At 43.6% G+C, this 20805-nt stretch carries 16 protein-coding genes; 14 read left to right on the forward strand and 2 right to left on the reverse strand.

What is annotated here, in order from left to right; genetic code table 11:
- Positions 1 to 10: 10 nt before the first annotated feature.
- On the reverse strand, positions 11 to 2953 hold the full coding sequence (gene fdhF / locus ACXHJ1_RS15025; RefSeq protein WP_457904870.1) for a formate dehydrogenase subunit alpha: 2943 nt from the start codon (positions 2951 to 2953) through the stop codon (positions 11 to 13).
- Between the two features lie 602 nt (positions 2954 to 3555).
- On the opposite strand from fdhF, the gene moaA reads away from it, so the two are divergent.
- The 11 genes from moaA (at position 3556) to ACXHJ1_RS15080 (ending at position 11997) form a co-directional block, all read left to right on the forward strand.
- A complete protein-coding gene (moaA, locus tag ACXHJ1_RS15030) occupies positions 3556 to 4569 on the forward strand; it encodes a GTP 3',8-cyclase MoaA (protein WP_025365413.1) in 1014 nt (337 codons plus the stop codon).
- Between the two features lie 39 nt (positions 4570 to 4608).
- Entirely contained in the window at positions 4609 to 5421 is an 813-nt protein-coding gene (gene fdhD, locus ACXHJ1_RS15035) for a formate dehydrogenase accessory sulfurtransferase FdhD (protein ID WP_457904871.1), read from the forward strand.
- A 133-nt stretch (positions 5422 to 5554) separates the two neighbouring features.
- Positions 5555 to 5803, forward strand: coding sequence for a MoaD/ThiS family protein (locus tag ACXHJ1_RS15040; protein ID WP_016821673.1), 249 nt, complete (start codon positions 5555 to 5557; stop codon positions 5801 to 5803).
- A gap of 59 nt (positions 5804 to 5862) precedes the next feature.
- Positions 5863 to 6567, forward strand: a complete 705-nt coding sequence (locus ACXHJ1_RS15045) for a molybdenum cofactor biosynthesis protein (protein WP_031461850.1) — start codon at positions 5863 to 5865, stop codon at positions 6565 to 6567.
- 90 nt (positions 6568 to 6657) lie between these two features.
- Positions 6658 to 7737: a thiazole biosynthesis adenylyltransferase ThiF gene (locus tag ACXHJ1_RS15050; protein ID WP_457904872.1), complete on the forward strand. Its 1080-nt coding sequence runs from the start codon at positions 6658 to 6660 to the stop codon at positions 7735 to 7737.
- A 75-nt stretch (positions 7738 to 7812) separates the two neighbouring features.
- A complete protein-coding gene (gene modA, locus ACXHJ1_RS15055) occupies positions 7813 to 8634 on the forward strand; it encodes a molybdate ABC transporter substrate-binding protein (protein WP_457904873.1) in 822 nt (273 codons plus the stop codon).
- 27 nt (positions 8635 to 8661) lie between these two features.
- Positions 8662 to 9327: a molybdate ABC transporter permease subunit gene (modB, locus tag ACXHJ1_RS15060; protein ID WP_457904874.1), complete on the forward strand. Its 666-nt coding sequence runs from the start codon at positions 8662 to 8664 to the stop codon at positions 9325 to 9327.
- 185 nt (positions 9328 to 9512) lie between these two features.
- Positions 9513 to 9860 carry a Na-translocating system protein MpsC family protein gene (locus ACXHJ1_RS15065; protein WP_016821668.1) on the forward strand — a complete coding sequence of 116 codons (348 nt, stop codon included), beginning with the start codon at positions 9513 to 9515 and terminating at the stop codon, positions 9858 to 9860.
- Positions 9861 to 9961: 101 nt separating this feature from the next.
- Complete coding sequence (locus tag ACXHJ1_RS15070) at positions 9962 to 10699, forward strand: tRNA(His) guanylyltransferase Thg1 family protein (protein WP_457904875.1); 738 nt, start codon at positions 9962 to 9964, stop codon at positions 10697 to 10699.
- Positions 10700 to 10702: 3 nt separating this feature from the next.
- Positions 10703 to 11140 carry an AAA family ATPase gene (locus ACXHJ1_RS15075; protein WP_016821666.1) on the forward strand — a complete coding sequence of 146 codons (438 nt, stop codon included), beginning with the start codon at positions 10703 to 10705 and terminating at the stop codon, positions 11138 to 11140.
- 26 nt (positions 11141 to 11166) lie between these two features.
- On the forward strand, positions 11167 to 11997 hold the full coding sequence (locus tag ACXHJ1_RS15080) for a siderophore biosynthesis protein (protein ID WP_290409384.1): 831 nt from the start codon (positions 11167 to 11169) through the stop codon (positions 11995 to 11997).
- A gap of 37 nt (positions 11998 to 12034) precedes the next feature.
- On the opposite strand, the gene ACXHJ1_RS15085 is transcribed toward ACXHJ1_RS15080, so the two are convergent.
- Positions 12035 to 12523 carry a hypothetical protein gene (locus ACXHJ1_RS15085; protein WP_019688100.1) on the reverse strand — a complete coding sequence of 163 codons (489 nt, stop codon included), beginning with the start codon at positions 12521 to 12523 and terminating at the stop codon, positions 12035 to 12037.
- A 336-nt stretch (positions 12524 to 12859) separates the two neighbouring features.
- On the opposite strand from ACXHJ1_RS15085, the gene ACXHJ1_RS15090 reads away from it, so the two are divergent.
- From ACXHJ1_RS15090 to ACXHJ1_RS15100, 3 genes are all read left to right on the forward strand, one after another.
- Complete coding sequence (locus ACXHJ1_RS15090) at positions 12860 to 14326, forward strand: Ig-like domain-containing protein (protein ID WP_090889484.1); 1467 nt, start codon at positions 12860 to 12862, stop codon at positions 14324 to 14326.
- A gap of 211 nt (positions 14327 to 14537) precedes the next feature.
- The gene (locus tag ACXHJ1_RS15095) at positions 14538 to 15416 is read left to right on the forward strand and encodes a hypothetical protein (RefSeq protein WP_044785397.1); all 879 of its coding nucleotides are present in this window, start codon (positions 14538 to 14540) and stop codon (positions 15414 to 15416) included.
- Positions 15417 to 15647: 231 nt separating this feature from the next.
- On the forward strand, positions 15648 to 20237 hold the full coding sequence (locus tag ACXHJ1_RS15100; protein ID WP_457904876.1) for a fibronectin type III domain-containing protein: 4590 nt from the start codon (positions 15648 to 15650) through the stop codon (positions 20235 to 20237).
- The last annotated feature ends 568 nt before the right edge of the window (positions 20238 to 20805 follow it).

The following is a 20805-nucleotide window of genomic DNA, read 5'->3' on the forward strand; positions in this document are numbered from 1 at the left end:
TTCGACCTCCTTATTTTTGATCTACCAAATCGATGTAACCGGGACGATTCCACTTACGGTTCACTTCAACCCCATTTTGCGGATGCCGCTTTTTATAACGTGGATTGATATGTGGGAGTGGATTTTGACCATCGAATTCCAAAACTTGCATCCGTACTTTGGTTTGTTTATAGGCAGGTGTACGGGTGACTACATCAAATGCTCCACCAGTTAATAGATTGACAGCACCCTCATGACTGGTAGAGTGCATCGGTACATAAATTTCTGTTCCTTGTACCCGGTCCGTCACCAGAACATGCAGCTTGACCGCCCCATAGGGAGATTCCAGTCGAACCAGCGATCCGTCTGTAACTCCGCGCTCCTCTGCCAACTCAGGGGACACTTCCACAAATACTTTTGGGAGTTTGAGCTGAAGGCCTGTTGACTTTGTCGTCATATTCCCTTCGTGAAACTGTTCGAGCAGTCGGCCATTATTTAAGGTCAGATCGAATTCAGCGGGAAACTCTTTTGGTGGTACATATTCGAAAAGTCCCAAGCGTGCTTTTTTATCTGGAAAGTTAAAGCCGTTGGTATGCAGAAGCGGAGTGTTGCTACCATCCGGCGATCCCCAATGGAAGCTGTTCCAGCCTTCCAATACGTCATAATTACATTGGGAGAAAAATGGAGTGAGCGCCGCCATTTCCTCAAAAATTTCACTCGGATGACTGTAATCCCAATCAAATCCCATGTGCTTGGCAAATTGGCTGAAAATCCACCAATCCGGTTTGCTGTCTCCTACAGGGCGGAGGGCCTCATATAAACGCTGTACACGACGTTCGGTGTTCGTAAAGGTACCGTCCTTTTCGAGTGAAGGTACAGCTGGCAAAATGACATCAGCGAATTCAGCTGTCTTGCTCAGAAATACATCCTGAACGACAAGGAAATCCAAATTCGCCAGCATTTCTTGGGTATGATTGGAGTCTGCATCCACCCATGCCATTTCTTCTCCAGCGATATACATACCTTTGAGCTTACCCATCTCAATGGCTTCCAGCATTTGAATGTTGTCCAGTCCGCGCTGGCTTGGAATTTGTACGCCGTAGGCCGCTTCGAACTTGGACCGAATGGCATCGTTCGTTACGGGCTGATAGCCAGGAAAAATATCTGGCATGGTACCCATATCGGCAGCACCCTGAACATTGTTATGTCCTCGAAGCGGATATGCGCCTGCACCTGGACGCATAAAGTTGCCAGTCACCAGCAGCAGGTTGGCAATCGCGATCGAAGTGTAAGAGCCTGCGATGTTTTGCGTCACGCCCATGCCCCAGCAAATGGCCGTGCCATCCGCTTCGTGAATCATGGTCGCTACCTGAATGAGCGTCTCTTGGGAAATACCAGTTTCCTGCTCAGCGAATTCCAGGGTGAAGTTCTCCAGCAATTTCAAATATTCAGGATAGAAATTTACATGTTTCTCAATGAATTTAGCATCATGCCAGTTTTGCTCAATGATGTATTTGGCTACAGCGGATAACCATACATAATCAGTACCTTGCTTCGGACGCATGAACAAATCTGCGCGTTCTGCCATTTCATGCTTGCGCAGGTCGACGGAGATCAACTTTTGACCATGCAGCTTATGCACACGTTTGATGCGGGTAGCCAGCACGGGATGTCCTTCTCCCGGCGCACAGCCGACTAGTATGACCAAACCTGCGGAGGCAATGTCTTTAATCGTGCCACTGTCGCCGCCGATGCCTCCGGTATATTGTAGCCCCCATGATGCAGGAGATTGGCAATACCGTGAGCAGTTATCGACGTTATTCGTTTGGAACACCTGACGAGCCAGCTTTTGCATCAGATAATTTTCTTCGTTGGTAAATTTGGATGAAGAAATAAAACCGAGTGCCTCGCCTCCGTAGATTTCTTTGATAGCTCCCATTTTGCTGGCCATCAGGCTCAAGGCTTCTTCCCAGGTTGCTTCCACGAATTCGTCTCCTTGACGAATTAAAGGCGAGGTCAAACGTTGATCGCTATTCACAAAATCCCAGCCGAATTTCCCTTTGACGCATGTCGAAATGCCGTTAACAGGCCCCTCAGAGGTAGGCTGTACCTTCAAAATTTTGCGGCCTTTGGTCCAAACCTCAAAGCTGCAACCTACACCGCAAAACGTGCAGACGGTTTTAGTTTTTTTCGTACGTGTTTCACGCATCGCTGCTTCAGCTTCCGAAATTGCAAAAATACCGCTGTAGCCTGGCTCCACTTCCTTAATTAGATCAACCATTGGATTTAATAAATCCTTATTTATGCCGCTCATGAAGCCGGCCTCTCCCAGCATGGACTTTTCCATCAAGGCGTTACATGGGCAGACCGTTACACACTGACCGCAGCTGACGCAGGAGGAATCGTTAATTGCAACTCCATCGTCCCAGATCACGCGAGGGCGTTCAGCCTCCCAGTCGAGGGACAGTGTTTCATTGACCTGCAGGTTCTGACATACCTCTACGCATTGGCCGCATGCAATACATTGATTGGGGTCATAGCGATAAAAAGGGTGGGACATATCCACTTCTGTGGGATCAACCTTCGGTCGATATGGATATTTTTGATGTTCAATTTCCATAAGCTCTGCGGTGTTATGCAGTTTACAATTACCGTTGTTGTTATCGCACACCGTGCAGTAGAGGAGGTGATTCTCCAGCAAACGGTCCATAGCCTCGGTTTGTGCCGCTTTTGCGCGATCTGAATGTAAATGAATATCCATTCCATTTGTAGCAAGCGTTGAGCAGGAACGCATAAGCTTTCCGTCCACTTCCACAATACATGTGTCACAGGTGCGGATTGGATCCACTTCGGAAACGTAACACAGTTGGGGGTGGGCAATATTGTTTTCGTTGATCACTTCAAGAATGGTTGTGCTGCTATTCGTTTTCAGTTCCTGTCCGTTTAATGTAATTTTGATCGTATTATCCGCCACGGTTCAGGCTCCTTTCAGATTTTGAATTTTAAAATTGGGAACAAAAAAACTCCACCATAAACACAAGTGCTCGTGTTTAAGCACTTGTGTTTATGGTGGAGTAGTGACCAAGCTCTAGGTCCTGGAGGCCAATCCGCCATTGGAGTATGTATTAATACCAGACAGTACGCACCGCCTGTATATCAATAAATTGAATATGTCATTTTCTGCATGTCATCTGGTGTAACTATAGCGTAAAATTTAAGATAGTTCAACGGTGATTTATTAAAATTTTTAATTGATAATGATTATCAATTGAGAAAGCGAAAAATCATTGACAAACGTTCCAGGATTGCTAACAATAGGAATGTATCTATTTGAGAGCATTCGTGAATGGAGTGTACGTGGGAATCGCGTATATTTTATTTGGCGCAGCGCTTGTTAGTTTGATTTTTCTATATCACATGATGTGAGGATTCGTAAAATCCTGATGTAGATAAATTAACCGGCATTTAGCAGATTCTTCGATATTCATAAGCGAAGAAGTTGTTGTGATGCCGGTTTTTTGGTTCAGTTTACAGTTAAAAGAGATTTATTAATGAAGACGGATTGAGGTGAACGGGATGGCGAACCGCAGCGACGATCAATGGAATCGTCCGTTACGGGACTTGAGAATATCCGTCATAGACCGATGTAATTTTCGGTGCCGATATTGTATGCCTGAAGAAATATTTGGCCATGACTATCCGTTTTTGCCAAAAGAAAAAATATTGACCTTTGCGGAAATTATCCGCCTCTCGCGTATCTTTGTCTCGCTGGGCGTTACAAAGCTGCGTATTACTGGGGGTGAGCCGTTGCTGAGAAGAGATTTGTCCTCACTCATTCATTCGTTAACTCAACTCGATGGGGTTGAAGATATTGCTATGACGACGAACGGTGTATTTTTGCCTAAATATGCAGCGCCACTACGGGAGGCGGGGCTGAAGAGAGTGACGGTTAGTCTGGATTCGCTGGATGACGATCGATTCCGCCGCATGAACGGGGGGAGAAGCAGTGTCAAGGCGGTGCTGGAAGGTATTGAGGCTGCAGCTCAAGCGGGAATGCAGGTGAAAATAAATATGGTCGTGCAAAAGGGCTTTAACGATCAGGATATTGTGCCTATGGCCGACTATTTTCAAAAGAAAAAGCATATTTTGCGCTTTGTTGAGTTTATGGATGTAGGTAACACCAATGGCTGGAAATTGGATCAGGTTGTTTCCAAGCAGCAGATCATCGAAACCATCCATGAGCACATGCCGTTAGAACCTGTTCCACCCCAATACAAAGGTGAGGTGGCGACGCGCTACAGGTATCTGGACAGAGACGGGGAAATCGGCATCATTTCATCCGTTACGGACGCTTTCTGCTCCACATGTACACGGGCGAGAATTTCTGCTGAGGGCTCCTTGTACACATGCCTGTTTGCGTCTAAAGGGTACAAGCTTCGCACGATGCTGCGGTCCGAGCAATCCGATGATGAGATTAGATCTTACATTGAGCGTGTTTGGAGAGGACGTACCGACCGCTATTCAGAGGAACGATTGACTCATACGAAGCAAGCATCGTCCAAAATTGAAATGTCACATATCGGCGGGTGACCGGAGAGCCAGCCTGTCAGAAACAAGGGAGTTGAGCACATGGAAAAGCCGGCTGAGGTAAAACGCGAGATCCTACGTTATCGGGACGGTCAGATCAAGCGTTTTGAAGACACAGTGGTGACGGAGTATCCAGTGACCATAAAAATCAATCAGCAGGAATTTGCCACCATGGTTTGTACACCAGAGTATGTAGAGGATATGGTAGTAGGCTTTTTGGCCTCTGAAGGCGTCATTCAACGGTATGATGATATCGAAGATATTTGGGTTCAGGAAAAAGAAGGTTTTGTTCATATTAAAACCCGTCGGATGAATGAGTTTTATCAAAACTTTCATTCCAAACGATACATTACCTCCTGCTGCGGAAAAAGTAGACAGGGATTTTACTTTATAAATGATGCTAAAGTGGCAAAAAGAATGAATGATGCCCATGTTACGGTGTCTTTTGATGACTGTTTCCGCCTGATGAATTTGATGCAAACCTCGGCACATACGTTTCAGGAGACGGGTGGCGTTCACAATGCTGCGCTGTGTGACAAAGACGGAATAATCCTGTCCAGAATGGATATCGGCCGCCACAATGCGCTTGATAAAATCTATGGATACTGCCTAAAGCATGATATTATTTTACAAGATAAAATCATCGTATTCAGTGGTCGCATCTCGTCTGAAATCTTGTTGAAGGTTGCGAAAATTGGTTGCGAGGTTGTTTTGTCCAAGTCAGCTCCCACAGAGCTTGCACTTGAATTGGCAGAGGATCTGGGGATTACTACCATCGGTTTTATACGAAGTTGTTCTTTGAATGTGTATACGCACACGGAGCGGATTGATGAACTGGTTGAATCTAAAATATAATATAAAAATATCAATGTAGACCATCATAGTTAACCAGCATGGAATAAAACCTTTCGAGGTATTAGTTCATGTTGGTTTTTCTTGGTGTATATGCGATGGTTAGTCCTTGTACTGAAAGGGGGGAACCTACTTAATGAACTATCATATTCAAGTATTTGCCGGACTTGCAGAACTGATGGGAAGGCCTATGATTACGGTGCCTGCTGATCAGGAGACGATGACCGTCAACGCATTAAAAGACTTGCTGTCCCAATATTTCCCTGAAGCAGCGGCCCAGTTGCAGGGAGCTTTTGTTGCCAGAAATCAAGCCTATGTCGCTCCTGAGGATCTGGTTAGTATACATGATGAAATTGCGATTATTCCTCCGGTTTCAGGAGGATAAGCTCCAGTAGCAGGCTAGGTGAAATCGATAGATAAGGGAACAAAGGGGGTCAGATGCATATGCAATACCATATTCAATTATTCGCAGGTATGGCGGAGCAATTTGGTGACGTGCTCACTGTGGAACTTTCGCAGGAAACGGTGACCATTGCAGACATTCGAACAAGGCTGAATGAGTTGTACCCGGAGATAGCTTCACAACTGTCTAGTTGTTTTTTTACCCATCATCAAAAGTTGGCTTCTCCAGATGAACTTGTGCTTCCAACAGACGCAATTGCTCTTCATCAGTCAGCTCCCGGAATGGAGACGGTCGTTTCTAAATGCGGATTATATGCTATTACCTACGACCCGATTGATGCCAATGAGGTAACCTCAAAGGTACTCGACCCTTCTCATGGGGCTTCATTGACCTTTAATGGTACGACTCGGGAATTTACACAAGGTCAGCGAACGGTGTTGCTTGAATATGAAGCATATGTGCCGATGGCGATGAACACGATGAAGCAAATTGGTGACGAAATTGCTGATCGCTGGCCGTCAACGCGCACTGCCATTACACATCGGCTTGGTACGGTAAGGATTGGAGAGACCAGTGTCGTGATTGCCGTTTCTGCTGCACACCGTGATGCTTGCTACGAAGCCAGTCGCCATGCTATTGAACGCTTGAAGCAAATCGTACCAATTTGGAAAAAGGAAGTGTGGGAGGATGGCTCCGAGTGGAAGGGGCACCAGCTGGGTGGCTGGAATCCTCATAACACCCCATAACTTTTGAGTTAGGCGGGACATCTGAACTTTTATCTTGTCTGATCGACTTGCAGCAATTAATGGATTAGAAGTATGGGGGCGTAAATAACGATGTCTGAAATGAAAAAGGACCCAAAAACGGATGCGGATGCAGAAGCACACACGCAGGCGTCCCACGCCAGATATTCAAGACAAGAATTATTCGGAAAGATCGGGCTGACAGGACAACAAAATATCCGCAGCAAGCATGTGTTAATGGTAGGTGCTGGAGCACTAGGAACGGCAAACGCGGACATGCTGGTGCGAGCGGGCATCGGACGGTTGACGCTGGTAGATCGAGATTATGTAGACTGGAGTAACCTACAACGCCAGCAGCTCTACGACGAAGCAGATGCTCGTGAACAGATACCCAAGGCAGTGGCCGCCCAGAGGCGATTGCAGCAAATCAATTCGGACGTGGACATCCGTGCGCTAGTCCAAGACGTATCACTAGAGGAAATCGGCGACATTGCAGCAGGAGTGGACCTCATCGTAGATGCCACTGACAATTTCGATACACGTCTGCTTATTAACGATTACGCCGTCAAGCACCAAATCCCCTGGATATATGGAGCGTGTGTAGGTAGTTACGGAACAACCTTTACGATCGTTCCAGGACAGACACCCTGTCTGCATTGCCTGCTCGGAACCGTACCGCTTGGCGGCGCAACCTGTGATACGGTCGGTGTGATCAGCCCGGCTGTACAGATGGTGGCAGCTTACCAAAGTGCCGAAGCATTGAAGCTGCTCACTGGGGATAATTCAGCCTTGCAGGGCAAGCTGATTTCCTTCGATCTATGGAATAATCAACATCAGGCGATCCAAATCAGCGCCATGAAAAAAACGAATTGCCCGACGTGTGGAGAGCATCCGGTGTATCCATTTCTGCAATTGGAGCACCAGGCTAAAACGGCTGTACTGTGCGGACGTGATACGGTTCAGATCCGACCGGTCACGGGCGCTGTACGCAATCTGAACGAAGCGGCCCGTCTGCTATCCCGTCAGGGGGGCCAAGTGGAGCATAATCCATATCTAGTGTCCGTTGTCATTGGAGCGCATCGGTTGGTTCTTTTTCAGGATGGACGCGTTCTGATCCATGGCACCAAGGATATCGCCGAGGCGAGGTCTATTTATCACAAATATTTGGGTTAACCCAATAGATTCAGACCGTAATGAGCTGCGCACTGTCACCTCATTACGGAATATAGAGGACAGGGGAAGAACAAGTTGAAAAAGAAATTCGGGTACATATTCACCTTCGTTGGATTGTTGGCATGGGTTCTGGCTGGATGCTCGTCTCAAGCTGCTGTACAGTCGACAGCGTCTGCGCCTAAAACAGAGTTGATCGTATCTGCCGCTGCGAGTCTTCAAGATAGTCTGAATACGCTCAAGGAACAGTATGAAAAGCAGCACCCAGATATCAAGCTTACCTTTAACTATGCGTCATCCGGTACTTTACAGAAACAAATTGAGCAGGGTGCACCCGCTGACGTATTTATTTCGGCAGGTATGAAGCAAATGAAGGCTTTAACCGATGCATCATTAGTGGAAAAAGATAGCGTACTGCTTCAAAATAAACTGGTTGTGGTTGTTCCGCAAGATAAAGCCAAGAGCACAGACAACAAGGGTATTACGCTCAATGATCTGACAAGTCCTTCTTACATGAAGCTTGCCGTTGGGGAACCTACTACTGTTCCGGCCGGACAGTATTCCAAAGAATCGCTGACAAAGGCCGGATTATGGGACAAGCTGGAACCGAAAATGGTATTCGCCAAAGACGTAAGACAGGTATTAAATTATGTTGAAACAGGCAATGCCGATGCTGGACTCGTTTATTTGACGGATGCCAAATCATCCGATAAAACGGTCGTAGCGCTAGAAGTACCTGAGGAATTGCACGCACCTATCCTGTATCCAGAAGGCATCGTAAAGGCAACCAAGCACAGCAAGGAAGCGGGCGAGTTTGTTGATTTTCTACGTACAGATGAAGCCATGAGCGTATTTAATAAAGATGGATTTTCAGCTCCAGCAGAAACAACCGGGAAATAGAATTCACAGATAAAGGAGGGGGTCCCGTTGGATTGGTCGGCTTTTCTTCCTCCGGTTATCGTATCTGTTAAAGTCGCTGTCGTTGCCAGCATCATTGTCTTTTTATTAGCAACTGTGGTAGCTCGGATGATGGCGAACTGCAAGCTGCGGAGAGGAATCAGTGTGATTGAGACCGTTCTATTTCTTCCACTTGTTTTGCCTCCCACTGTTGTCGGCTTTATATTGCTCATCTTGCTGGGAAGGAAAAGTTGGATTGGCGTTGCCTTTGAAAGCCTGTTCCAGCAGACGATTGTATTTACATGGGGAGCCGCAGTGGTGGCGGCGGTAGTTGTTGCTTTTCCACTGGCTTATCGGACGATCAAAGCAGGTTTTGAAGCTGTAGAACCCGAAGTAGAGCAGGCTGCACGTGCACAAGGTGCCAACGAATGGCAAGTGTTTCGCCATATTACGATGCCCCTTGCCTACCGACCGCTCATTTCAGGGTACATTCTCGGATTTGCCCGAGGGTTAGGGGAATTTGGTGCTACACTGATGCTTGCGGGTAATATTCCTGAACAGACTCAAACCCTGCCTACGGCGATTTACACCGCGTCCGAGGTCGGAAATATGACACTCTCCTGGAGCTGGGTAGCCGTCATTATCCTATTCTCTTTTATCATGTTGATGCTATCGAATCGACTGGTGAAGGACTAGTCCGTTTGGATTCAGTAATATACGCAGTCTGTCCGATCGGGCGGGCTGCGTTTTCTTTTCTATGACGTTCAATGGTAAGCATGTTCCAAGAATCACTTTTGCTACATCTCTGTTTTATATGATAGGAATCGGTTATGATGGAAATAGTAACAAGGATTTTAGTAGATTTAGGAGAGCGGTGCGATATGAGAAAGGAAACGGGTTTTAACGAAATTATTCGAAAAGTACGTAAAGAGCTATTTGGAAAAGGCCCGGAACGCATACATACAACCTTTGTAGATAATATGGCCATCACAATGCTATACGGTAATTTAACTCCATCCGAAAAGTTTCTTGCGCAAGAGGATGCAGGAAGAGAGATGGTGCATGCAGCTCGAACCAAAATGGTACAAAAAATCTATCCTGTACAGTTCAATAAAGAACTGGAGGATTATATGGATTCCCGCTTACTGCATTTATTTTCAGATATTAAAGTGGAAGAAGATATAGCCATCTCCGTTTTTGTATTTGAGGATAATATTGCTGTGAAATAAAAAAGAGAAGGTGAAACCGACATTGGATTGTATATTGTTGGAGAGTTCAGCAGCACCTTTGATTAATAGATACTATGAAAAGCGAAGGAGCTACATAGTTTATGAAAAAAGATGATTTTGGAAATAGAATGAAGGAATATGAAAATGCTTATAGATTAAGTTTACCCCGCCGTTTACCCGTAATTATCAGAATCGATGGTGCTCATTTTCATACCTTTACACGTGGGATGACGAAACCTTTTGATGAGAAGCTAATCTTTGCGTTATGGGAGACGTGCAAATATCTGGCCTATAATATTATGGGATGTAAACTGGTGTACCATCAGAGTGATGAAATCTCTCTGCTTCTTACGAATTACGACAAATTAACGACACAATCATGGTTTGAAAATAATCTTCAAAAAATGGTGTCTATATCTGCCTCTCTGGCTACTGCCAAATTTAATGAAGAAATCCAGAAAGTTTATCCGGATAAGCCTCTAGCTACTTTTGATGCAAGAGCATGGGTTTTGCCTCACGATGAGGTTGCAAACTACTTTCTATGGAGACAACAAGATGCTACTAAAAACAGCATTTCTATGGTAGCTCAAGCTCATTTCAGGCATTCAGAACTACAAGGATTGAACGGAAATCAGCTTCAAGACAAGCTTTTTGTGGAAAAAGGACTGAACTGGAATGACCTTCCGGTCTGGCAAAAGCGGGGAATCTGCATTACCAAACAACAGTATAACAAAGGAGAAGCGGTCAGAAACAAGTGGAATATTGACCATCAGACACCAATCTTCTCACAAAATAGAGATTATATTAACCAATATGTTTACCTGGACAAGGATGTGTGAGGTTTGGAGTGTGTCATTTTTATAGGAATTCAGGCTTCGGGCAAGTCGACTTTTTATAAAGAACGATTCTTCAAAACACATATGCGGATAAATCTTGATATGCTTAAAACACGGAATAGGGAAAATATGTACCTTCAGACCTCCATCGAAACGATGCAGCGTTTTGTAGTGGACAATACCAATCCAACAGTTGAAGAACGAAAGAAATATATAGATGCTTGTAAAAATAAGGGATTCAGAATCATAGGCTACTATTTTGAACCTGATTATGCAGAATCTATTAAGCGTAATGAGCAGCGCACAGGCAAAGAGTATATTCCTGAGATTGGTATTAAAAGTGTAATGAGTAAACTAGAGGTCCCAAGTTACGAAGAAGGATTTGATGAAATTTACAGCGTGATTTCGAGTGAAGGGACGTTTCGGATCGAAAAGCAACCATAGAACCGTACAATTTAGGAGGAGCATCCATGAACATACCAGAGAGATTTATCAAACGTTTTCCAGCATACGAGGACGTATTTGCCAGCGATCTTGAACATTACCGCAAGCACTTTCTGCCAATCTGCTCGATTAATCTCCAGTTCTTATTTCCAGAGCAGGACGAGTGGCTTCATTTTGTTTCCGTAAAAGAAATCCACGAAGGCTGTGTGGGTGAAAATACTCAGCAATTTCATACCTTATATACCAAGGAAGATATGCTGGGATTCGATGTAATTGACGGCAAATACAAATTCGAAGCAGACTGGAATTATTTTAGTCTTCATCAGAAAGAGCAATTAGAAGCCACCTATGAGGCGCTGAAATCTACCGGAGATAAAGCGTACCTACGTATGAAGAGAGAAGTCATGGCACTGGACGGACTGGAACAGGTGTACATAGCTAATGAACAAGACTACGAAGCTCGCAAAGCATTTTTCCTGGAAAACCATAAAATTTATCCATATTCCTCCTTTGGAGAGGCCAAAAAGTCTGTGGAAGAGCTCACTCACGAATTTGAGGAAAAACATTCCAGTGGTTGGGGGCTAAGCTTTCCCGAAGTCAACGGTATTCTGGATGATATCGCATTTCAGTCTGATGAGGCCCAAAGCTACATCAAGGAATATGACGAATCCTTGGAAGAAATGCTCAAGTTCGAGCAAACCAATCTGCTTCATGTGCCTAAACGTGCCAATGGTGAGACATTTACCTATATCGGTTCTTTCACCGGATATTATTTTCAAGCGTTTGGAGCCGATAAGGTTTACTTATTTTATGATAGAGAATTAAGGAAAGCGATAATTTGCTTCGAGTATTCCTAGGATATAGAAAAAGCTCCCGAGATGGGAGCTTTAAAATTTATTTCTTATTGATCTTCACATCGTGCTCTTTAGCCAGTGTGTTAACCTGTTCACCAAAATCTCTAAAGAGCTTTTTACCCTCGCTAAGCTTGGTGTTACTTTCATTAATTAAGTTTAGATCTCCTTTTTCCAACGCATCGATCATCGTAATGAGTGCTTCTTTTTGAGTGCTAACCGCCTTGATGTAGGTTTCGTGGACGGCCCGTACCTCAGGAGTTTCCGTCTTTACTGCTTCAACTTTATCGAGGTATTTGGTGTATTCTGGGATAATATCATCTCGTAACGTATTATATAGTGTTTCATCATCTGTGAAGTTATCCCCGGTCACAGATTCATATTTTTCAGTTACTGCTTTTTCATCTTGTGTTAACGGAAGCATTCCATCATTCACATAGGTAATTAAATCTTTTTTTACCGGATCGGTAGAGCAAGCTGCCAAAATTGAAAAGCAACACAATACTAACATAAATATACTAAGTTTTTTCATCTGTATTCCCCTTTTTCTATGTATGTTTATGGGTAATTAGATATATTGATTAGTCTAAAAGAACTACCCATATCAGTTTATTATATCGTATAAATAAGAGAATGGTAGGGTTTTTATGGTAAAAAGGTGTCTAAAGTAAGTCTATTATCCTGTATTATCATTTAATCTATGGATTCTAGAGCTTTCTATTTTAGGAAATGACGACTAAAAATATTTGCTACAATATATTCCATTAGAACCAAGAATGTTTTATGATAGAGACAACAGCCTAGAAGATACCCTGATTCTCCAGGGAATAGCGGGAATTCCTTAAACCATTTGAGAGGGGATTTCAGTATGAAGAGGTTCAGAAAGGCTATTTCAGTTATGCTAAGCATGATGCTCCTGTTTGCTTTTGGGATGACTGCAAACGCGAGTCAAGGCACAGAGATGAACAAGGAAAAACAAGCTATTGAAGCTGATTCTAGTTTTCAGCTAACAACGAACAACGAAGATGTTATTGAGCATTTAACCCGGGTGGACAAGCCTAAAGGTATTACATCCTCCGTTTATAACATGCAGGAAAATATCAATTTTAAAGCACCAGAGACATTCTCTTTGAAAAGGGAGACCCTTCCTTCCCTGAAAGCTAGTCCAACGGCAGCCACAGCTTCTTCTGCTACGTATTCAGGTACAATTACGGAAGAGGGAGGCACACAGTTTTTATATCCGATTTATGTGAAGCCAGGTGAATTGTTGCAGGCACAGTTGGATGGTCCATTTTCAGAGCAGCTTGACTATGACTTATACTTGTACGAATTTGATATGACAACAGGGGATATCAACCCCAATGCTATTGACGCCTCCACCTATGGAACCTATTTTAACAAGTATGAACAGGGATCGGCATCACTTCCTGAAAACGTAGGAAGCCGCAATGCTACCGGATCTGAGAAAGCTTACGCAGTTGCAGTCCATTCCAAAAAGGGATCGAGCATAAATGATCCTTTCTATTTAACCGTGGATGTAAACTCCCAATATGATGCCTATGAACCGGATGAGAGTGCTTTTCATGCCTATAACTTTACATTTAGTACAGGGGGATCTACCCTTAATTCACGCTCCATTCATTCAGGAATTGACAATGATTGGTATCAAATCACAATTCCTGCGAATCGCAATTATGATGGTTTGAATGTCAAACTGGACAGCACTTCGGAAAGCTACGGTTACAAAGCGGAAGTTTATGGGGCTCTTAGTGGCAACCAAATGGCGCTTCTGCCGCAAACCAATCATAATGTCACTTTGAATACGGGAACCTACTATGTGCGAGTGTACACCACAAACCAGTATTCACCGGACCATTTATATGCACTCACACTTAAACCAGTACTTCGGGCTGGAAAAATTGTAATTAACGGTTATGACTCTAAAAACGGTCCGAATGACTATCCATCCTACTCTTACGGTCGCCATTATCGGGTTAATGGAAACACCAGCCTGACTGTAAAGGGTGTTGTTACTACAACGGATAATTATCCAGTAGCAAATGCACCAGTTAATGTGACATGGTTGAACCAGAACTGGACTGAAAGCAGCGGGAATCGAACTCGTACAGGTACTGGTTATACGGATCAAAATGGAGCCTTTAGTGTGACCCTTTCCCTGCCGCATTCTACGGGAAGTATTGCAGAATACTTGTCTGGTCCCATAAGCTTTACACATTACTATGATCTTTCAGGTGTAGCTGCCCAGGTGTCAGGTACTTCACTTACAGCTACAGATATTGTATATCACTTTGCTTATAGCATTTATGGTGGTTGATGTACTGTCTATAAAGCAATGACAACGTCAGATTGTTTATTTTAACAATTTATATTCAGAGTCAGGATCTTGCTTCAAAAATTGTTCATTTTTAGGACAAAGCATATATTCATTCCATATATGCTTTGTCCGATATATATAGCAACAGGGTTACATTACATCGTACATACGCCTTAGATTGCCTGTTACAAACATGACAGGAGGAAGTAGAATGAATTTTGAACCTCTTAAAGCACAACAAGCGGTTCTTAGCTCTGGTAGCTTACGGATCAATCCGACAAGCAAGCAAGTTCCGTCCCCCCAGCTACATGAAGAAAAAGTGTCCAGGTTCGTCGTTCAGGACACCGTGGAGATTAGTGAAGCTGGCAGAAAGCTGGCTGAGGGGGATATCGTGTCACATGCTGCCAAGTATTTTGGCACAACTCAGATCAACGATGCATTAAACCGGGTTTTGGAGGGCCAACCGGAAGAAGTATCCGATGCTGTGTACAATATGATTCAATCCAATTTTATCGTCGATGGAACGGTTACGGATGAGAAGCAGCGCGCGGTATTGCTGGAGATGGGAGTTTCCCAGTCCAAGTATATTGCGGATCATTACATGGAAGGCGATAAAGCCAAGGAATTTATGCAAACCATGAACCAGATAGCTGGTATTGCCTTGACACGAACCATTGATTCAGAGACCGGAGATATTAGCTACACGACTCCTACAGATCGTCCGATAGGTGCCCCTGAGGACTACGTCAAGCTGTCGGAAGTGATGAAACAGGTCGATCCTCAAAAATATACTGCGTTCATGAATGACATTAAGGGTGGAGGAAATGGATTAAGCCAGCTGTTGAGTTTTGCACAAAAGGTTCCTCAAAACCCCGATTGGATTAATAAATACAAGGAACGTACAGAACAGACTGAAGAGCTGTTAAATAAACCACAGTTAACGAATCGGTTTGACAAAGCGGATACATCCTCAGCTTCCGCGTTTATGAATAGTATGCAAAATCTTCTTAAGGAATCTTCTGCTCCTGAGGATTCTTACATGCAGAATATGCGGGGATTTTTTCGGAACTTGGGTGTTCAGGCCAATTAAAGTTTCAAAAGGGTCTCTGGGATGAGTGTTTCGAAAATTTATTTCAGTTCATTTTGCTGTTCTGTTTACATCCTGTTTGGAACGAAGTATAATAACTTCAAAACATACTCGTGAAATTGAGGAAGCACCTCAAACTTAGGCATTACTGCCTTCGTTTGAGGTGCTTTTTCTATTTTAGCCAAAGCGAGTACGTAGAACTCTTTGAAAATAAAATAAAGTAAGGAGAAGTGTATGTATCGAAAAAATAAACGAAAGGTTAGGAAGCACAATAAATGGGTGTATGGAGTACTGGCTTTACTCCTCTTATTAATGATCATTCCCATATTCCCGGAAAGGGTATCGGCTGCTACCCAAGAAATCATCGGAGGTCCTTTTTGCCAAAATAATTTGCCAGGTGGGGGCGATAGTTGGGGCTCTTGGTCAGGAAGTGGAGTAGGAGCAACGGAAGTATACACTGGCATGGGGTCGGCAAGGTATACGTGTGATGGAACTAAACAGCCGACAAATCGTTTTGTTGATATTGGAAGATCTATTAAGACTTCGGATTACAGGATTTTTGTTTACATTGAGGGGTCTTATCATACAGATATATATACATCTAATGCCGCCGCAGGCGACAGCTGGAGACCCAACGGAACGAATTTATATACATGGACTAATGTAACGAAATTCTATGCCAATAGCTATTACCAGGGAAAATGGATAGATATCACCGACTCTATTACATTAAGGGATGTACGATATTTCAGAGCGATGGGAACTAGTCAACAGACAAGTGATGAAATATCCAAGTTTGGAATTCGTATTATTCCCAAATCAGACTTGATGCCTAAACCACCCCAGATTCATGCTGGTGCAGAGGGACAGGCTGTTACAGGGTGGACGAAAGAGCCTGTAACCGTGTGGATTGATGGGGATGTGGCTCCTGAAGGATTAAAGTACTATGAATATAGCCTGAATGGAGGAGCATTTCAGCAATATATTGGTCCCTTCACTGTCAATGATCATGGTGTAAATACAATTTATGTCCGAACAGTGGACGTCAATAACCAGTATAGTGGTCTTTCTTCCGCCAATGTCCGAATAGACAGGATGCCACCAACTCCCCCCATTATAGATGCAACAGGAAACAGTAATGAATATACCATTTCATTACAACCGGGCGCAGACGATTATTCTGGACTAGCCCATACTCAATTTCGATTGTCCGGTGTTGTGAATCAGGCTTGGCAGGATTATGGTGGAGTATTTCGTGTCAATCAAGATGGCAAAAGCACGATTTATGCTCGTTCCATTGATAATGTCGGTAATGTGAGCCTGGAGGTAAGCAAAGAGATCACGATTGATAAAAAGGGGCCGACGGCTCCTGTTATACGGGCTAGCGAAACAGGTCCAACGAACCGTGATGTGGACATTGCCATTGAGTCAGGAAGTGACTCTACAAATGGAATTAAGAAGACACAGTATCGTTTGAGTCCAACTGGGGAGTGGCTGACATATAACGGCACTTTTACATTAAATGCAGAAGGGAGTTACGAACTATCAGCGCGGACGATCAATAATCTTGATGTGTCTAGTCCCATTGTGACTCAATCGGTTATGATTGATCGAACCCAACCCACCCCTCCGAAAGTTATGTTTTCTGAGGTAACGAATCCTAACCGATATATCAATAAACCAGTACAGTTTACACTCTCGGGTGCAACGGATACTACAGCAGTGCATTATGAATATCAATTGGGTTCTGGCGCTTATGTGCCTGGTTCATCGGGAATATTAAATAGTTCCGGAATTGTAAAAGTAACTGCTCAAGCTGTAGATGCAGCTGGAAATCGAAGCGTTCCGGTGAACGCATTGTCTTATATCGATTTGGAGCCGCCGAGCATTCAACTGACACCCAATATGCGTGAATGGAAAGATACTAATATTCATGTGAACATGCGATATGCTGACCCGTACTCAGGGATTGAACCATCGTCAAGGCAGTACAAAGTCACGAACAGCTCCGATTCACCTGAAAACTGGGAGGCTGCAGTCGATCCCATAGTCCAGCTGGATCTTTCAAATGAAGGCGAATGGTATGTCCATGCGAAGGTGAAAGACCAGGCAGGAAACATGTATGAAACGGTCAGCAGTGCACTTCGCATTCAAAAGCAACCGAAGCCGGTTGTGCTGTCGGCAACATCTGTACGCAACACAGAGGTTGATTTGCAATGGACTCTCCCCTCCGGTCTTGATGATGGTTATGTCTATACAGTCCGAAATCTAACAACAAATGAGGTTTGGGATGTTAACCATCCGACAAATTCTTTTACAGATACAGGGCTATTAGGAGGACATGAATATGAGTATGAACTGCGTTGCAGTAATCATGTAGGAGGCAATGCATATTCTAATCGAGTCCGTGTATTAACGTTACCTGATGCCCCTGAGCATGTTCAGTTGCGACCGGTCTCTCGTCATTCAGCAGAAATCATGGCCGACTTTACGCCAGTTTTTTCAGCTAATAAATATATTATTACAGCAGCGGACGCAAGCACGGGAGAAATCATATTTAAGGATACGGTTACACAAGATGTGTATAATCCGATTAAGGGGATGGAGCCTGGTAAGTATTATGAAGTTTCTGTATCCGCTATAAACGCCATGGGAGAGGGGGCAGCAAAGCATGTATCTTTTTTAAGTCTACCAGACAGCCCAAGCGGATTCCGGAATGTAACCGTAAGAGAAGATGGAATCGACTTGAAGTGGAATTCTGTAATCACTGCCACCTACTATGCTCTAGAGCGAGATAAGGTCTCGGTTTATAACGATGTGTATACAGAATTCACCGATACTGAGCTTCAGGCGGGAACGGAGTATAACTATCGTATATCTGCTGAAAATGAAACAGGATTTGGAGACTATGCTCATCTCGGCGTTATGACATTACCAGAACGGGTAACTACACTTTCAAGTGTAACGAAGGATGTATATTCTGTTGGTGTAGCGTGGCAAGATGTGCAGGGGGCTGAAGGGTACATTTTGAATGTTAACGATGAACCAAAGGTGCAAATTCCGCGTGGTATCCATTCTTATACTTTTGAAGGTTTGCCAGCAGGTAGATCTGCCAATATAAAAATTCGGGCTTACAATCGAAGTGGTACAGGTTTGGATGCTTCTATCAATGCATTAACGCTACCTAATTCGGCCTTACAACTTGCAGCTGTAGATGTTCGCGAGCACGATGCCACATTGATATGGGCTCCGGTTGACGGGGTAACTCAATATAAGGTAACAATCAACGGTCAAAATTATTATAGTACGGAACCACGGGTAGTTGTATCTGGTTTAACAGGTGGGAAAAACTACACTTTTCAAGTGAGTAGTGGGAACAGCAGTGGTTACAGCCCGCCAGCGTTGGGTGAACTGCTGACACTCCCGCCTCAAGTACAAAATGTAAAAGTTACGGAACTTGGGAATGGACAGATTTCGCTGACATGGAATGAAATTAAGAGTGCTTCCCAATATGCAGTAATCCGCAAAGATACAGGGGAAGTTTTTGACACTAGAGAAGCTTGCATCATACTTTCAGATATCCAGCCTGGTATAATTTACTCGTTTGGTATACAGGCGATGAATACTACGGGAGAAGGCGACGTTGCTCCCTTTACGTATCGTACATTGCCAGGTCAAATACCAAATCATAGGTTGGTTGTGAAAAGCGTAACGGATACCGATTTGCTTATTACATGGCCAGAAGCTCCAGGTGCGGATGCTTACAATGTCTACAAAAACGAGATGCTTATCGGCCATACGACTACTCAAGAGTTTAAAGTAGACGGATTAGATAGTTCTACATTGTATCATATTACTGTTAAGCCAGTGAACACAAGCGGTGAAGGTAAGCAATCAGAAGGTCAGGTCGAGACGTTACCGTCTTCAGCATTTGCGTTTTCGAAGACAGAAACAACCAATAGTGAATTTATCATCCATTGGGAGTCAGAGCATGAAAATGATATTTTTGTTCTCGCTAGTGAAGGAGTAGTCCTATATCGTGGTAAGGATCGAGCTTTTATCTGGAGACAGCTGAGAGAAAAGCAATTGTATACCGTTCAACTTTGGGCAGAAAATAGTCAAGGAAAACGCACAGAGGCAAAAGAAGCGAGTGGTAAAACTACAGGGAATGCTGTGGACACAGGTGTTGGAGCAGGAGGCGCGGGGGGTGTAAAACCGATTCAGCCTGTTGTCGAGGAACCGATAGAAACAAAAACAGAGTTCTTTCAAGGCTCAACAATCGAGACGAAGCCAAATCATTTTAGTGACATTGATCGGGTATTTAATAGAGAGAAGATAAATACGCTTGCTAATTTGGGTATAGTTAAAGGAACATCCAGCACACTTTTTGAACCGAATAGACCCGTAACACGTATGGAATTTACTTCGATGCTTGTTCGTTCTCTTAAATTACCGCTCGAAACAGATGTGACTCTAGACTTCGAGGATATTGATCTATCTGCATGGTATGTTGATCTGCTCAAAACAGCAATTAAGGATCAAGTTGCTCGAGGTTTTAGTAGCAAAGCCTTCGGTCCAGATCGGGTCATAAATCGGGAGCAGGCCGCTAAAATGGTGAATAACATTATCAAGGCTACACCACAGCAAGAAAGCAATGTATACTCAGATTCTTCTCAAATTGTTGAGTGGGCCAGAAAGGATGTGCTTGGCCTAACCGAGATTAATTTAGTGCAAGGATATCCAGATGGCAGCTTCCGTGCCAAACAGAAAGTTACGCGTGCGGAAGCTGCTGAGATGATTTATAATATGCTTCAAATGAAATAACCAAAATTAGGGAGGGGGGCTGTGAGTAACGGTAATAATTGAGACTGATATGGTTGATAACTGAGACATTTTTGGGTATATGTTTGAGACATTTTTAAACCAATAGAAACAAAACCCCTTGTTTCTATTGGTTTTTTTGTGTTTCTATTTACTATATATATTCTATATATGCTAACATATGGTACAAGGTCAGAAATATAATAGGCATTCCATCTGTACAGTATGTTGGATGGAATACGGGATTGATACCTCAGATAACATGTGGAAATCAATTAATGACTGGGTTGGTATGATTGAGAGAACACGGGAGATTCTAAAGAATACACAATCGGTGAGTGAAATAGCACGTCGACTAGAAAGGTCCAATAATACTGTGTACAAGATCATGGGATATTTAAATAAAAATAAGCTTTTGTCAAGGGAGTTATCTAAAAAATTCGGTCCAACCAGAACATGTAGTAGTGATTTGGTACAGATTTTTAGAGGGCTTTTAAATTGGGAGGGTAAACTCGGATTACTTCAGAACTCAAGAGCGATTTTAGGTTGGAATATTAACGTTCTACTATTA

This window comes from Paenibacillus sp. ALE2, assembly GCF_054113385.1.

Excerpts from the sequence above, each read along its gene's own strand:
- moaA (WP_025365413.1), top strand. The coding sequence starts at position 3,556 with ATGGCGAACCGCAGCGACGATCAATGGAATCGTCCGTTACGGGACTTG.
- fdhD (WP_457904871.1), top strand. The coding sequence starts at position 4,609 with ATGGAAAAGCCGGCTGAGGTAAAACGCGAGATCCTACGTTATCGGGAC.
- ACXHJ1_RS15040 (WP_016821673.1), top strand. The coding sequence starts at position 5,555 with ATGAACTATCATATTCAAGTATTTGCCGGACTTGCAGAACTGATGGGA.
- ACXHJ1_RS15045 (WP_031461850.1), top strand. The coding sequence starts at position 5,863 with ATGCAATACCATATTCAATTATTCGCAGGTATGGCGGAGCAATTTGGT.
- ACXHJ1_RS15050 (WP_457904872.1), top strand. The coding sequence starts at position 6,658 with ATGTCTGAAATGAAAAAGGACCCAAAAACGGATGCGGATGCAGAAGCA.
- ACXHJ1_RS15065 (WP_016821668.1), top strand. The coding sequence starts at position 9,513 with ATGAGAAAGGAAACGGGTTTTAACGAAATTATTCGAAAAGTACGTAAA.
- ACXHJ1_RS15070 (WP_457904875.1), top strand. The coding sequence starts at position 9,962 with ATGAAAAAAGATGATTTTGGAAATAGAATGAAGGAATATGAAAATGCT.
- ACXHJ1_RS15080 (WP_290409384.1), top strand. The coding sequence starts at position 11,167 with ATGAACATACCAGAGAGATTTATCAAACGTTTTCCAGCATACGAGGAC.
- ACXHJ1_RS15085 (WP_019688100.1), bottom strand. The coding sequence starts at position 12,523 with ATGAAAAAACTTAGTATATTTATGTTAGTATTGTGTTGCTTTTCAATT.
- ACXHJ1_RS15090 (WP_090889484.1), top strand. The coding sequence starts at position 12,860 with ATGAAGAGGTTCAGAAAGGCTATTTCAGTTATGCTAAGCATGATGCTC.
- ACXHJ1_RS15095 (WP_044785397.1), top strand. The coding sequence starts at position 14,538 with ATGAATTTTGAACCTCTTAAAGCACAACAAGCGGTTCTTAGCTCTGGT.
- ACXHJ1_RS15100 (WP_457904876.1), top strand. The coding sequence starts at position 15,648 with ATGTATCGAAAAAATAAACGAAAGGTTAGGAAGCACAATAAATGGGTG.